Below are 14,851 nucleotides of genomic sequence, written 5' to 3'. Positions count from 1 at the left end.
CTCCCCGTCTCTACTTTAGTTATGCTTACTGCCTAAGAATATGGGAATAGAATTTAACCATTTATATGTTACTATCGACCCAGAAACCCTAGATTCAATCGACCAATCAGAGTTTATTAGCCAAGAATTATGCACAATCTCCAGAGATACTGTAAAAACTGATACAGAAAGCTGGACGGGAATTTATCACAGGGGAAAACATTTCTATCTAGAGCTTTTTCCTCCAGGCGGTGGTGAAGGGTTAAGGGAAGGCTTTTCCGGTATTGGTTTCAATAGTCAACAAGCAGGAGAGATGGATATTGTCAAGGAAAAGCTAAAATCCTTATTAGGAGCTAAAGAAATACTTTCTGATTTGCAAGTTCGTCAAACCGAAGATGGAAAAGTTCCCTGGTTTCATTATTTGTCCATCAATCCAGTAGAGAGAGAAGCTTTTGCTTCATGGTTGATGGAATTTGATCAGGATTATTTAAAGTATAATAACCCATTCTACAATTGATAAGGTTTATTATAACTTTTTTCAAGTTACTACCTATCTAATTATTTTTGACCATTATCATTATCAATCAATATGAACAATTGCCCTTTTGCTATTTCCCTTAACCCTGCTGTCCAAGTCACCAGCACTGAAGACGGTTATACCCTGCACGGAGCAGAATCTGAGCCGAATGCTTGGCTAACCCTTGCCACAACGCCCGGAATGGGTATGGCTCTTGATAGCCTCAAGGCAGGCAAAACCACCCCTGAATCACTCGTGCAAGGGTTAGCCGAAATCGAGGGTCAGGCTGCCGGGGAACAGTTTGGGCAGATGCTACAACAATTGGATGAACGAGGTTGGTTGAGTTATGCTGTATTGCCCCTGGCAGTGGTGATTCCGATGGTGGATTCCGCCGAGTTGAATCTCACTGAACCCTACTGGACACAAACCCGTCTCAGCCTCTCCCGCTTTGCCTATCAGCATGCCTACGAAGGCACGATGGTGCTGGAGTCCCCCCTCTCCAAGTTTCGGGTCAAGCTCCTCGACTGGGGAGCCAGTGCGATCTTAGCTCAACTCGCCCAGCCCCAAACTTTAGGATCACTGACGCCACCGCCGTACTTGGGAGCAGAAACCGCCTACCAGTTCCTCAACCTGCTGTGGGCTGCGGGGTTTCTGACGGCTGACCCTGAACCCCCCTCACTCCGGCTTTGGGAGTTTCATAACCTACTGTTCCACAGCCGTAGCCGCTTCGGTCGCCATGACTATCTCTCCATAGACCATGATATAGAGCAGTGGTCAGATTTCCCAGTCGTGAAGCCTCCCATGAGTGACCAGATTGTACCACTACCACGTCCGAACTTGGGGGCATTGATATCTAATGATGCCACCCTCACGGAAGCGATTGAAAGGCGAAGATCGATAAGAGGAGAAGATGACGACAATAATCCGATCTCGATCGAGCAAGTGGGGGAACTTCTTTATCGCACTGCTCGTGTTAAGAAAATTCTTTCTCCACAGGAGAGTTTTGGCAAATTTTGGCTGAAAGAACAGCCAAAATTTGAAGAAGCAGGTGTAGATTATGGCGAGTTGACTCGTCGCCCTTATCCAAGTGGTGGGGGAATGTATGAATTGGAAATCTATGTGATAGTAAGGCTGTGTCAAGGATTAAGTCAAGGGGTGTATCACTACGATCCACTGAATCACCACCTGGAGATGATTTTTGAATTTGAATCAGATACTGATATCTTGACTACATCAGGTTATGGGCTATGGCATACTCTTACTTCGGCTCCACAAGTTATCTTAGTGATTACGGCACGGTTTGGTCGGTTATTTCGTAAATATCGCTCTATAGCTTATGCGTTAGTGCTGAAGCATGTTGGGATCTTGCAACAAAATTTTTACCTCGTAGCAACTAATATGGGTTTAGCTCCTACGGCGGCTGGGGCTGGGGATAGCGATGCTTTTGCTGGGATAACGGGTTTAGACTATCTCGAAGAATCGGTTGTCGGAGAGTTTATGCTCGGATCGTTGCCTAACGAAGATGTCAAAGCAAGTGGGTTGGAGTCGATGGAGGTGGATGGCTCAGAAAAGCTGACTGAGGCAATCATCTCAGCAACTGATACTGAGTGGGATGGAGTTGAGGCTGAAAGTGAGTTTGGTGCTGACTTTTCACATGATGTAGAAAAATCAACGCTAGACCTAACCCCCCAACCTTCGCTACAAGGAGGGATGGCAGAGGACGAAGCCTTTTATTCAGGGAAGGAGGAGAATTCAAAGCCTCTCTCCTTGCAGGAGAGAGGTTTGGAGAGAGGTTTTCCAGATCCCGTGAAAAGTCAGAATTTTAGTGAAGCTGAGTCAGTTGGGTTAGTGGCAGAAAATCCACAGACTGATGTAGGGGAAAGTCCTGAGAATACCTCGGTGCAAGTTGAGGACATGGCTCCTTCAAATGCAATGTCTACGACGGGCTACGCCTACGCCGAGACTCCAGATTCATCCAGTGTCGCTGAAGAAGAAAGCGAATCAGCAGGGGTTTCAGTCAGTGAAGTTGAGAGTTCGGCAACGCCCATCCCCATCGCACTCCATCCCCACGAACTCGACGATCGCATCCCCGGACTAGCTGAACTCCACAACCAAACTCTCGGCGACCCCCGGATCAGGATCGTAATTATAGATGGCAATCCAGACTACACATTGTCTTGCTTTGCAGGAGCCAAAGTCTCCAAGGTTTTTCCCTACTGGCACGAACCAGCAGATCCAATCAACCCAGAAGATTACGCCGCCTTCCAAGCAATCCGGGACAAGGGGCTCAAGGGTAAAGAGAAAGAAGATGCGATCGACGCTGCCTTACCAGAAAATGTCAAGACGCGCATTGAAATCAACGACCATGCTTGCCATGTCACCAGTACAATCATGGGTCAAGAGCACAGCCCTGTTTTCGGCGTGGCTCCCAACTGCCGGGTCATCAATATGCCCCAAGATGCTTTGGTTACCTATGACGATATGCTATCTCCCCTCAACTTAGCCCGTGCCTTCGAGTTAGCCTTAGAGTTGGGTGCAAATATTATCCACTGTGCTTTTTGTCGCCCCACTCAAACCAGTGAAGGAGAAGAGATCCTTGTCCAAGCGATTAAAAAGTGTCAAGACAACAATATCTTAATCGTCGCTCCGGTAGGGAACAATTCAAATGAATGCTGGTGTTTGCCTGCCGTTGTGTCAGGAACCTTGCCAGTGGGAGCCGCAAATATAGATGGGACACCCTGCCACTTTAGCAACTGGGGTGGCAACAACACAGAAGAAGGTATCCTCGCTCCGGGTGAAGATATTTTGGGGGCACAACCCTGCACCGAAAAACCCGTGCGCCTAACAGGAACCAGCATGGCAGCTCCCGTGATAACGGGTATTTCTGCACTGCTGATGAGTTTGCAACTGCAAGAGGGCAAACCCGTCGATGCCGAAGCCGTCCGAACAGCACTGCTCAACACGGCGATTCCCTGTGACCCACAGGTTGTCGCCGAACCGGAACGCTGTTTGCGCGGCTTTGTCAATATCCCAGGCGCAATGAGGGTGCTGTTTGGGCAACCCTCCGTCACCATTTCCTTCGCGGGCGACCAAGTGACCCGCACCGAACGTGCTGGCTATGCCATGCCTAGTGCTACGGTTGCCCCAGCAAGCATCATCGGTGCTATGGCTACGGATAGCAGCCCAGCCGTGCAGCCCGCCACTCTTGCTACACCTACGGAAGCATCCGTCACTGCTGCTGACCCTGCCACAGTGGAAGCTAGCACCGCCTATTCTGGTAACGTTTACGCCCTAGGGACGATCGGCTACGACTTCGGGGATGAAACCCGCCGCGACACTTTCAAACAACTGATGGCTCCCTCCGAAGTAAACGGCATCATAGTGACCGCAGATCCCTACGATACTCGCCAGATGATCGAGTACCTCGATCGCAATCCTAACGAAGCCCGCTCCTTGATCTGGACATTGAGCCTCGATGGAGACACAATCTATGTCCTAGAGCCAACGGGAGCATTTTCAGCGGATATCTACGAGATGTTCCTGCTGATGCTGGCGGGGCAACTGGAGCCAGAAACCAGCGATGAATTTGTGGAGCGGATTAGCGTCCCCGCCCGACGTACCAACAGCACGGTGGAACTCTTCTCCGGTGAGTTTGTGCCTGTGGTGAAGGTACATGACGTGCGGGGGATGTACGGCTGGAAAGTGAATGCTCTGGTGAACGCGGCGATGGTGCGAATCTCTCGTCAATTAGACGAAGCCCAAGAACCGATCGTCCGACAAGCTCTGACCTCCTTCCTCAACCGAGTCTACAACGATCTCCGGAATTTGGGGCAGACTTCGCGCGATCGAGCGCTCAACTTCGCTGCCACTAACATATTCCAAGCCGCTGTGACCTTTGCTCGGGCGATCGCCCAGCGTCGTCAACTGGACACCATTACAGTGGAAAAAAGCCCTTTCTGTCGCCTCAACAGTGACTGTTGGGATGTCAAGCTAGAGTTCTTCGACCCGGAAAGCAGTAGTCGATCGCGCAAGGTTTTCCGCTTTACCCTTGATGTGGTGCAGCCGATGCCAGTCACTTTGGGTGAGGTGAGGAGCTGGTCAATCCCTGGTAAAGTGAGTTGAACGCACTGGTGACGGACTCACGTCACAAGAGTCGGTATGACATGAGCTTCTAGGCCATTCCAGAATTTCCTTGAACTGAGATCTTGCACCATTTTCAATTAGCCTTTCATGGGCGGGCGGGACGCCCACCCCACAAGAAAACTCACTCTTTGTGGAACAGGCCGGAAAGCCTGTTAAGCGAGAATGGTGCAAGATCTCAGTTCAAGGTACTCGTAATTTTAGGAATAATCCTAATACCTTTGCGCGACTTAAGTTAAAGAGTTTTTATGAACAGGCATCTTGTCTGTTCCACAATTTGTATTGCTAAGGCTCAAGAAGTAAAAACATGGGAATAGAATTTAACCATTTATATATTACTCTCGACACAGAAACACTAGAGTCAATAGCCAAATCAGAGTTCATTAGCCAAGAATTCTGCACAATATCCAGAGATACCGTAGAAACTGATACAGAGAGTTGGGCGGGTACTTATCTCAGAGGGAAACATAGCTATCTTGAGCTTTTTGCACCAGGGGGTGCTGAAGGGTTTAGGGAAGGTTTTTCGGGTATTGGTTTCAATAGTAAACAAGCAGGACAGATTGATATTGTAGATGAAAAACTAAAATCCTTAGTCGCCCAAGAAACGTTTTCTGATTTGCAAATTCGTCAAACCGAAGATGGAAAAGTACCCTGGTTTCATTATTGGGCGCTCAAATCAGAGAGAGAAGCCTTCAGTGCGTGGTTGATGGAATTTCATCAGGATTATTTAGACTATAAAAACATCAAGCTTACCAGTGCTGGTTGCTTTGACCGTGCTGCTTATCTAAAAAACCTTGCTACCTCCGAAACTTCTTTATTTGAAGACATTTCAGAAGTTCATCTTGAATTGACTTTAGCGGAACACGAGGAACTAGCATTACTACTTCGAGTCTTTGGCTATCACTCATCTTGCTCAGGAGATATTACTACCTATCGTTCTCATGGTTTTACTTTACAAGTATCTCAGAAAGTTGCTCCAAGTTATCGAATTCGCAAGGTTGTTTGCACGATGAAGGATCAAGTTCATCAGCAAAGAAAGTTCACTTTCGGTGATAATGCACAGTTAAATGTGGGTGGAGAGTTGGCAATTTGGCAGTTTGGATGACTGAAGCAATAAGTTTAAAAATAGCGGTATCCCTTTGTTTGGTAGTGCAACTGATAAATTTGGCAACCGCTTGCTACCCTATTTATCAGTTGCGTCATGTCCAATAATGTCAGCCCTCAAGCTTTATATTATATAGCAATCCTAAATCATTCATGCAGATATGTAGGGGCGGTGCCCCCGTGCCCGCCCTCCGGGCGATTTGGGCAACCACGGGGGGATTGCCCCTACAAGAATTATGCAAATGATTTAGGATCGCTATAGGACTTACGCAAAAACTCCGGGTTCTGACAAAAATCGTCGCTTTTTAGATGAATATTGACGCAGAACCCTGGTTTTGTGCCTCCCGTGCGTAAGTCCTGTATTACTCAAATATTGATGCTGAGAGGGATTTTTGAAGGCTGCAAAAATCGATAAGACACCAGCCTTTGGGCATCTGCTTCGAGAATTTTTGCTTCGATGTCATTCAGGTTTACCTTGAATTTCTCGAAAGCTCTTTTCAACTGCGGCTCGACAAAAGATGAACCGGGGTAATCGAGGAGGTTCGTATAGTAAACTGAACCCAACAAATAAAGCACTTCTATTTGGAGTAATGCTCGCTCTAGTGGCGGTAGCGAACCCATGAAATTTTGCTGCTGTGCGGAGTTGGTAGGTGCTGGAGAATAGCAACCCAAAGGAAATGCTGGTGCGTAGGTCATCAAGCCACTTTGCGGAAAGTTAACAGCAGCGTGTTGGGCGCTAGCTGCAAAGATAACCGTAGAGATGGCCTCTACTAAATAATCTAAGCTTGCAATCCGACCGTCAGCATTTTCGCCAATATAGCAGTGTCCTTTGGCAAACAATTCACCAGCCCAATTTTGCAGTTGTCGATCTGCCACTACGGACTTATCGCTAGAATAGTGCAGGCGCAGGTATTCGCCCACCCACTGATGGATCGCATCCCAAATTAGTTGTCCGTCATCTCGATAAGGATAAATCGGTAATTGCTGGGAATTATTGACACCCCGTTTTTCTAAAGTTCGGGGGAAGGCAACTTCATTAAAGTTAGCTAAGTGGCTCATCGCTTCTTTAATAGCGAGTTGGCCGTTACTGCCTATAGTGGCACTCAATAAGAAGTCTATAGGCCCTTCTGGTGCTAATAAATTCTTATGTGCGCCGTAATTAATCAAGATAGTACCTTGCAAGTGAGGTTTCAACAAAACCATTACAGGATGACTTTTATCGGTAAAGCAGCGATTAGTTGCCAGAACAAAAGGCTCAATAAATAAGTGAGTCTGAGCTAGGTGAGATATCAGCTCGTGGTAATTGCTATCTGCCATTTGCACGACGGTTTTAGCTGTCATCCAGTTGTCGCCATCTAGGGGCGTAAATACAGGATTGTTATCCCCCGGAACTTGTTGGCAGCGAATTGCTATTGGCCGTAAATTTCGATCTTGACACTGTTCGGGCGGTACTGCAAATAATGCGATTGGAGCATACATATACTTTGGCAACCCACCAATATCGCTATTGACTAAACTATCGAGCTTGGAATAATCTGCTAGATAAAGTCGCCCGGATTGCAGTGCTGCTTCTAGATTATCTTCATGCAGAATCTCTCCGTACTGTTCGCTGGTAATTAACAGGCGCTCGTCTAGTTCTTGGATTTGATTGAGCATTACAGGGTTTGGCCCTGCTACTTGCATATAAGCAAAAACTGCATCTTGTTGGAAATTTCCTACAGTTGCGGGTCTGATTGTTAACGGGTTGAGTAAGTTTTCGTAATCTTCGAGAGTCGGATTGACAGTACCGCGTACAAGTATTTCCGTAGAATCAGCTTCCTGGTTAATCAATTCTTCTCCCAAACATCTAGCAATTCCTTGAAGGTGCTTGTATAATTCTTTGTCAACTTCCTCAACTTCCTCAACTTCCTCGAATTGAGCGACTTCCTCAATTTCATCAACTCGGTCAACTTCATCGAGTTGCTCGCTTTTGAGATTTCGTGCAGATTTCACTTCTAAGTTTCCGCTGAGTTCAGCTTGTATTTCTCGATCTATTCGATCGAATACATTTTCAACTTCACTAAAATCCCCTGTCAAGGGAATGCTACTTTTAACCTTGGGGGATACTTTTCGCTCCAAGACTGATTCTAGTTTTAAAACAGCATTAGTTAATTCTGCTTGTCCCTGGGCTGCCCTTATTTCACGCTCGATAGACTCTAACGAATCAATTTCACGCTCGTTTGACAGCGAGCTTTTGAGAAGATTAGCCGACTTTTCAGCCTCGCTCAAAATACTCAGCGTACTCAACACTAAACTCACCCATTTCAGGCTGGGAAGTTCATCGGCTTTAGGCAGTCTAGGCAGGTTGGCGATCGGACTAAGTGGCACCTCAGTCATAGCTAGAGGAGCTAAAACTGTATAGTCATATTCGTATTTACCAGATACAATCAACCTGCGAGCCAAAGGAACCGTTGCTAAAAAAGTGACGAAACGGTACAGCGTTTGAATGATTTCTTGCCTGGAAAAAGACATATTTTGCTCCAAAAAAATATTACTAGATTGGGTGAATCGAGAAGTTACTAGATTGGGTTAATCGAGATTAGATTCTTCAGTATTGGTTGGTAACAGTTTGACTCTTAATTTTGTATTAGTTGCATCAGTTGATATAGCAATCCTAAATCATTTGTGAATTTCTTACTCCCTCCTTTTGTTAAGGAGAGGGTTGGGGTGGCGGAAAAAATTTACGACTCCTGCAAGGATTGCTACAGATTTTTAGCTGCTTGCGACTGCTACCAATCAAGAACTGGCAAGTTGTCGGCTCGGGATTAAAGTTGAAAGCCCAACCCAAAAATCCACTGTTTAACGAACTCAGCTAATATAGCATACCTGCTGAGCGACATCAGAATTCTCCTCACAGACCACCATCAGGAAGCTCGCAGGTGAAAGAAAGTCGATCGCGAGCGTTGTGGATTGATGCTTGGTTGCAAGACGGCTTGCGCCAGAGAGCAATAGCGCCAGCAAAGGCTGGAAGCTAGTTCTCATCCTAGTTCTGTGCTTGAAGCCGTATAAATTAATACACCAAATAAATAAGAAAAAAGATGACTGCAAGCCGGAAACAAAAGTTAACAAAACTTTTTAGCTAAAAAGTTTTTTTAGGCGCAAATTCAAGTAATCTATCTTTTGAGGCGAACAACCAGTCAAATCTAACTATTTTTCCAGAAAACGGCTGATTTAATCCAAATCCTGGGTAATTAAAGCGAATCGGAAAAAACCGATGGCGATTTTCTTCCTTGTGTAGGGCCACCCACTCGACAAGCGGGTGGACTCAAAGCTTGAGACGGCCAAATATTTCTGATATTTTCCCTCTACAACTTATAACTGGCTTCAGTTCTTGCCGCTCCTGCACGGCTCCCCCAAACCTATTTACTTCATACCCAAAAATGGCAATTGAGGATCTTTTCGCCAAGTACAAAAAGCCCAACATCGTTATTATCATTACCGACCAACAGCGCGCCTTGCAGCACTATCCGCGGGACTTCATCTACAGGCTCCCCGCACTGAAGCAGTTGATGAGCAACGGTTTGAGTTTCGATCGGGCATTCACCGCCGCTTCTGCCTGCGCCCCCAGTCGCGCAACTTTCTTGACCAGCCAGTATCCGGCAAAGCACAAAACAACGGATACTGGTCAGCTACAGCCGAAGGAGCCTCTGAACACACAGTTGCCCAACCTCGCCCATGTCCTAGGGAAGGCTGGCTACAAAACACGTGCTTGGCTCGGCAAATGGCACCTTGGAGAAATTGATACTAGCCCCATCGAGGCTGGATTCACGGAATGGGATGACCCGGACGCAGGCATCACCATCAGCGACTACAATACCCTCGGCGGTGGCGAGGCAGATAACGACAGCCGTTACCTCGCCGATATGCTGAAGTTCGTGGAACGGCAGGACGAGAAGGCTGAAGATCCGTTTTGCCTGGTTGCGTCCTTTGTCAATCCTCACGACGGGTTCGTAGCGTTCAGAGGGCTGGGTGGCTCTGGATATGCAAGCAGTACCCTCACTGAGGCGATCGTGGAGCTGCCACGTAACTACAGGCAGCATCTGAACGAACACCTCTTGGATAACTTACACTCAGAGCCTCGCGCCCACGCCTCAGCGAGCTGGTGGACTTTCGCTCGACCTGGCTCTAAGATGCCTCCCAAGCACAGACCGCAGGATTATGTCAACTTCTACGCCTATCTCCAGATTTTGGTCGATCGACAAATCGAGCAACTCCTGGACTGTCTGGCGAAGCAGAATCTGATCGACAATACCCTGATTATCCGCTTCGCTGACCACGGTGAAATGGCTATGAGCCACGGTTTAGTTGAGAAATTCTTTAACGCTTACGAAGAAAGCATTCGCATACCCTTCGTGTTCTCCAATCCTGTAGCCTGGCCTACAGCGCAGACTACCCAATCCCTTGCCAGCAGCGTCGATTTGACTCCGACCATCGCCTCGTTGCTTGGTGTCGAGTGGCACAAACCGGAGGAAGCGATTCCAGCAACAGCCAACCCGACGATTTTTTACGGGCAAGATTTGTCGCCAATTCTCAACAATCCGACTTCCACTGTCCAGGAATCCATCCACTTTACATACGACGATAATCCAGCGGTTATACCTCCTCCAGAAGATAAACCGAAGCAGAGGATTTTGCACCCCAGTATCGTCCGAACGATTCGGACTTCCAAGTGGAAATATTCGGTCTACTTCAACGAACAAGACGAGGCGAAGGCTGAGGGTGCCGAAGGGGATTGGGAACTCTATAACCTAGAAGTAGATCCTTACGAGGACAAGAACCTAGCTGGTAATGGCGATCCCGAGATTAACAAGCAGCAGTGGGAATTGGAGCGGCAATTGCAAGAGGCTATGAATCGCCTGGGAACTATGCCGACTGCCTTCAAATGGCCTCCCCAGAAGACCTTGTTAAGCCGAGGCGCACCCGCCACCAAACCCACCGATATCTAGAGCGCGAGCGCCGAAGTAAGGAGTCCCGCCAAACTAGGGAGAGGATCGTGTTTTCCCTCCTTTCTCTGATTTGGGCAATATTCGATCGATCAATTAGAAAAACTCAATTACCAGTTGGTTAACCTATGGAAGCAGTTTGGGATACGTTAAAGAATATCAATTACTCTGGCATACCGATTGCTAGAATCGCTATTGTGCTCGTTGTTCTAACCTTGACACAGACGTTAAGGCGATTTTTCGTAGCAGTCATTGTTAAAACTATTGAGAGTTTTACTAGCAAAACTAAAACAACACTTGATGATGAGTTGATTACAATTATCAAGCCTGCTTTAAGTTGGCTGATTCTGATAGGTGGATTTTGGCTGAGTAAAGAAATTCTGGCAGATAACTTAGGTTCTCAACTAAATCAAACAATCGGTAGCCTGCTCAACTATACAGTTATTTTCATAGTTGCCTATGTTATTTACCGATGCTCTTCTATTTTCGGTCAGATTATAGCCAACTTAGTGCTGCACACCGAAACAGAGCTCGATGAATTGCTCAGACCTTTAATGCCCAAGATTTTTCAATCAGCAGCAATTATTGTCTTTATCATCAAGATCAGCGAGGCATTTTTAGGACAATCTGCTGCTGCATTGGTGGGGCTATTGGGCGGTGCCGGTATCACTTTTGGTTTGCTGCTGAAAGATATTGTTTACGATTGGTTCTGCACCCTGATTATTTACTCCGACAATCTCTACCGAGAAGGTGACTGGGTGGGGATATCCGGGGTCGATGGTTTCGTGCAGATACTCAATATTGGATTCAGAACTACAACTCTACATATAACTAAGTGGGGTTCTATCATCAAAATGCCCAATTCCAAAATGATTTCTGGAATTGTCGAAAACTGGTCGCAAAATCCGGGTAAAGAATTAAAATGGGGCTTAGTCTTGACTCTCAAAATAGACGGCATTTCGGCGGGGCAAACGGCGCGGATTTGTGAAAAGCTTGAAGAATTGCCGAAGTACATTCAAGGCTTGTCTCCGTCGTGTACGGTGCGGTTCAAACAAATTGACAAAAATGCCCGGGTTATTGAAATTATGGCAGTTGTCAATGACGATAATTTCTACTTTGATGCTGAGAAAAACTTAAATCTAGCTATACTAGAATTACTCGAAAAAGAAGGAATAGATTTCCTACACGTGGAACTAAGAACGGAACCTGAAAAATACAAAAAGAGCCTGCAAGCAACCAACAATTGAGCATTCATGTTGGCTCGAAGTCAATTTAGAGTAACTGCTTGCTCGCATCGTGCGATAGCGGTTGAAAATCGGGTGAAGTACAGTTACAGTCCTAGCAGACATCTGTACTTGACTCCACTCATTAATGCTAAATTGCCTGCTTTTCTCTCGATAATTCAACCTCAAATATATCGGTCATCCAAGCATTTGAGGGAAAAATATCCCGCTCCGTTTAATAACAACGGGGATTCCTGCTAAATTTACCGCACTCGCACTCTCGGAAAGCCAAATGTCAACCGCCTCTTTAACAACTCTAATAACTATTCTGGATTGCCATTCTACTCTAAAAAATGATGGCGAAGATGTCATTCAAGGATTGACCAAAAACCCAAAAACTTTACCCGCTAAATATTTTTACGACAGTCGCGGTTCTCAACTTTTTGAACAAATTTGCGAATTGCCCGAATATTATCCAACTCGCACAGAAGCCTCGATTTTGCGCCAATATGCTGGTGAAATCGCACGGATAACAGGTGATTGCGAACTCGTAGAATTAGGCAGTGGCAGTTCCACAAAAACTCGCCTTTTGCTAAATGCTTATCAATCTCGAAATTACTCCTGTAAGTATGTGCCTGTTGATGTTAGCGCCAGCATTCTCAAAGAGAGCGCCCTTCAATTGCAAGTAGAATATCCGGCTTTGTACGTTCAAGGGTTGATAGGGACTTACGAACAAGCCCTCGCTCAATTAACGCCTGCATCTTTGCCTGCGCGGATGATTTTCTTCTTGGGCAGTTCTCTGGGTAATTTCACGCCGCAGGAATGCGATGTTTTATTGAACCAAATTAAAGATGTACTCGCTCCGGGAGATTACTTTTTACTCGGCATTGACTTGCAAAAACCCCAGCAAATTTTAGAAGCAGCTTATAACGATTCTCAAGGTATAACTGCCGCTTTTAATTTAAATATGCTCGACCATTTAAACTGGCGTTTTCAGGGTGATTTTGATACTAATTTATTCACCCATCAAGCTATTTACAATCAACAAGAGAACCAAATTGAAATGTACTTGCATTGCCAAACAAGTCATGTAGTGAATTTAGAAAAGCTTGGATTGAATGTTACCTGGAAAACTGGCGAAAGTATCCTTACGGAAATTTCTCGTAAATTTGATTTAGACACTGTGGAAAAAGAACTAGACTCCAAAGGACTGAAAACCATAAAAAGCTTTACAGATCCCCAAAAGTGGTTTGGTTTAATTCTGTGTCAAGCCACTAAATGAATCACCCCGAGCCTTCGGTATTGTTTGGTTCCCAACTCTCCAAACAATACAAATTAATCTAGAAAATACGCAACCGCAGACGGCAGCACGTACTAGAACTATATTTAAAAATGTGCGTTCTCAATCGCGAGGTAGATGATGTGCTTTTCTTGTTTCAAGACTTGCTGTCAAAGTATTTGGATCGAGAAAGCGATCGGTACAAATTTCCCCAAAACGGTTGATTTGTAGTAAGCTTTAACACACCGACTTCTCAGAGCTTGAATAACCGCATTTTTTAGTAGGTTTCGGGTATAGTACGAGCCGCACTTTCGCTTGTCAAGAGTGCGTAACTCTGGTCTGATTCAAGTTAATTATTTCCTCGCCTCTATTGCTATAAAAGTAATATTTGGTGTATACTTATTTAAGCGGTTACAGCAGTGGGAGAACCAACAAAACTCTGTAACAGCCAATACCTTCTATGGAGCTATCTGAATCATGTGTACGAGAATTCTATACGTTGATGGAAAATCATTAAAATCGGCAACTGCGGCTGGTAACGTTGTGACCGGTCGCAACATGGACTGGGCAGCCCCGCTTGAAAGCGAGATTTGGGCATTTCCAGCAAATATGGAGCGCCAGGGGGGAACATACAATAATAATGGTGATAGTTCCTTTACGTGGACATCTAAGTACGGCAGCGTAATTACCTCCGCCTTAGACGCTTGCACTACCGACGGTATCAACACTCAGGGTTTGGTTGCCAATTTGCTGTTCCTGGTAGAATCGGACTACGAACGAGGGGACGGGGAAGAACAATTGCCAAAAATGTCAACTGCGGCATGGGCGCAGTACTTCCTCGATAGTTTTGCCACGGTCAAAGAGGCGGTTGTAGCGATGGAACCAGACAATTTGTTCGAGGTGGACGCGCCCGTCATACCGGACGGCAGCAATAAGAAAAGTACAGTTCACCTGTCAATTTCCGACGCAACTGGCGATTCCGCAATTTTCGAGTACGTAGGCGGCAAGCTACAAATCCACCACGGTAAAGATTATATCGTGATGACCAATTCTCCGACCTACGACAAACAACTGGCAATCAACGAATACTGGGAAAAAAAGGATGGCATGATCGTGCTGCCGGGCACTAACAACGCCTCCGATCGATTTGCCCGTTGCTCGTTTTACCTATCGGCAGTCCCGCGCGATCATATCAACGATGTACGCACAGCTATTGCAACCACCTTTAGCATAATTCGCAATGCCGCCGTGCCGATCGGGATCGCAGACCCCGAAAAGCCCAATCTTGCCTCCACACTTTGGAGCACCGTTTCCGACCACAAGAATCTGGTTTATTACTACGCAAACACCCGCAGTGCGAGTGTCTGTTGGATCGACCTCAAGGAATTAGACCTTGGCGAAGGCTCGGAAGTGCGGAAGATCGATATGCTCGAAGAAGTAAACCATCCTGAAGGGACGAAACTAATCGAAAAGTGGGAGTTGGGCGGCAACCTCACCGAAAAGTTTGTAGCGACCGTTCCGTTTGAATTCTTGCCTCACCCTTAAGTGCCAACGCTTCCGGGTCAGGTATAGCCTTTCTGGGATAGATGAGGTATGCCAGATTCTAGGTACATCAAGGTTTTCAACC

Annotated in this window: 8 protein-coding genes; 7 read left to right on the top strand and 1 reads right to left on the bottom strand. The window is 46.2% G+C overall.

Going from position 1 to position 14,851, the window contains the following annotated elements; genetic code table 11:
• Positions 1–40: 40 nt before the first annotated feature.
• The 3 genes from JGK22_RS01870 to JGK22_RS01860 all read left to right on the top strand — a co-directional run bounded on the left by JGK22_RS01870 (position 41) and on the right by JGK22_RS01860 (position 5,741).
• Positions 41–496 (top strand): DUF5829 family protein, encoded by a 456-nt coding sequence (locus JGK22_RS01870; RefSeq protein ID WP_293204289.1) that lies wholly within the window; start codon positions 41–43, stop codon positions 494–496.
• Between the two features lie 72 nt (positions 497–568).
• Positions 569–4,618: a PatA/PatG family cyanobactin maturation protease gene (locus JGK22_RS01865; RefSeq protein WP_293312222.1), complete on the top strand. Its 4,050-nt coding sequence runs from the start codon at positions 569–571 to the stop codon at positions 4,616–4,618.
• A gap of 325 nt (positions 4,619–4,943) precedes the next feature.
• Positions 4,944–5,741 carry a DUF5829 family protein gene (locus tag JGK22_RS01860; protein WP_293190728.1) on the top strand — a complete coding sequence of 266 codons (798 nt, stop codon included), beginning with the start codon at positions 4,944–4,946 and terminating at the stop codon, positions 5,739–5,741.
• A 365-nt stretch (positions 5,742–6,106) separates the two neighbouring features.
• On the opposite strand, the gene JGK22_RS01855 is transcribed toward JGK22_RS01860, so the two are convergent.
• Positions 6,107–8,251: a lipoxygenase family protein gene (locus JGK22_RS01855; protein ID WP_293211723.1), complete on the bottom strand. Its 2,145-nt coding sequence runs from the start codon at positions 8,249–8,251 to the stop codon at positions 6,107–6,109.
• 800 nt (positions 8,252–9,051) lie between these two features.
• Here JGK22_RS01855 and JGK22_RS01850 point away from each other — a divergent pair.
• From JGK22_RS01850 to JGK22_RS01835, 4 genes are all read left to right on the top strand, one after another.
• Positions 9,052–10,725, top strand: a complete 1,674-nt coding sequence (locus JGK22_RS01850) for a sulfatase-like hydrolase/transferase (protein WP_293312220.1) — start codon at positions 9,052–9,054, stop codon at positions 10,723–10,725.
• A 194-nt stretch (positions 10,726–10,919) separates the two neighbouring features.
• Positions 10,920–11,969 carry a mechanosensitive ion channel domain-containing protein gene (locus JGK22_RS01845; protein ID WP_293184599.1) on the top strand — a complete coding sequence of 350 codons (1,050 nt, stop codon included), beginning with the start codon at positions 10,920–10,922 and terminating at the stop codon, positions 11,967–11,969.
• Positions 11,970–12,237: 268 nt separating this feature from the next.
• A complete protein-coding gene (gene egtD / locus JGK22_RS01840) occupies positions 12,238–13,227 on the top strand; it encodes an L-histidine N(alpha)-methyltransferase (protein WP_293219342.1) in 990 nt (329 codons plus the stop codon).
• Between the two features lie 474 nt (positions 13,228–13,701).
• On the top strand, positions 13,702–14,769 hold the full coding sequence (locus JGK22_RS01835; RefSeq protein WP_293219340.1) for a linear amide C-N hydrolase: 1,068 nt from the start codon (positions 13,702–13,704) through the stop codon (positions 14,767–14,769).
• Positions 14,770–14,851: the final 82 nt, after the last annotated feature.

The organism is Microcoleus sp. PH2017_08_TRC_O_A (assembly GCF_020738665.1).
Taxonomy (GTDB): Bacteria; Cyanobacteriota; Cyanobacteriia; order Cyanobacteriales; family Microcoleaceae; genus Microcoleus.
The sequence above is the reverse complement of the archived record's forward strand: the minus strand, read 5'-3'. Positions and strand labels throughout refer to the sequence as shown.

Bases quoted from the DNA above. Each gene is read 5' to 3' on its own strand.
- JGK22_RS01870 (WP_293204289.1), top strand. From the start codon at position 41: ATGGGAATAGAATTTAACCATTTATATGTTACTATCGACCCAGAAACC.
- JGK22_RS01865 (WP_293312222.1), top strand. From the start codon at position 569: ATGAACAATTGCCCTTTTGCTATTTCCCTTAACCCTGCTGTCCAAGTC.
- JGK22_RS01860 (WP_293190728.1), top strand. From the start codon at position 4,944: ATGGGAATAGAATTTAACCATTTATATATTACTCTCGACACAGAAACA.
- JGK22_RS01855 (WP_293211723.1), bottom strand. From the start codon at position 8,251: ATGTCTTTTTCCAGGCAAGAAATCATTCAAACGCTGTACCGTTTCGTC.
- egtD (WP_293219342.1), top strand. From the start codon at position 12,238: ATGTCAACCGCCTCTTTAACAACTCTAATAACTATTCTGGATTGCCAT.
- JGK22_RS01835 (WP_293219340.1), top strand. From the start codon at position 13,702: ATGTGTACGAGAATTCTATACGTTGATGGAAAATCATTAAAATCGGCA.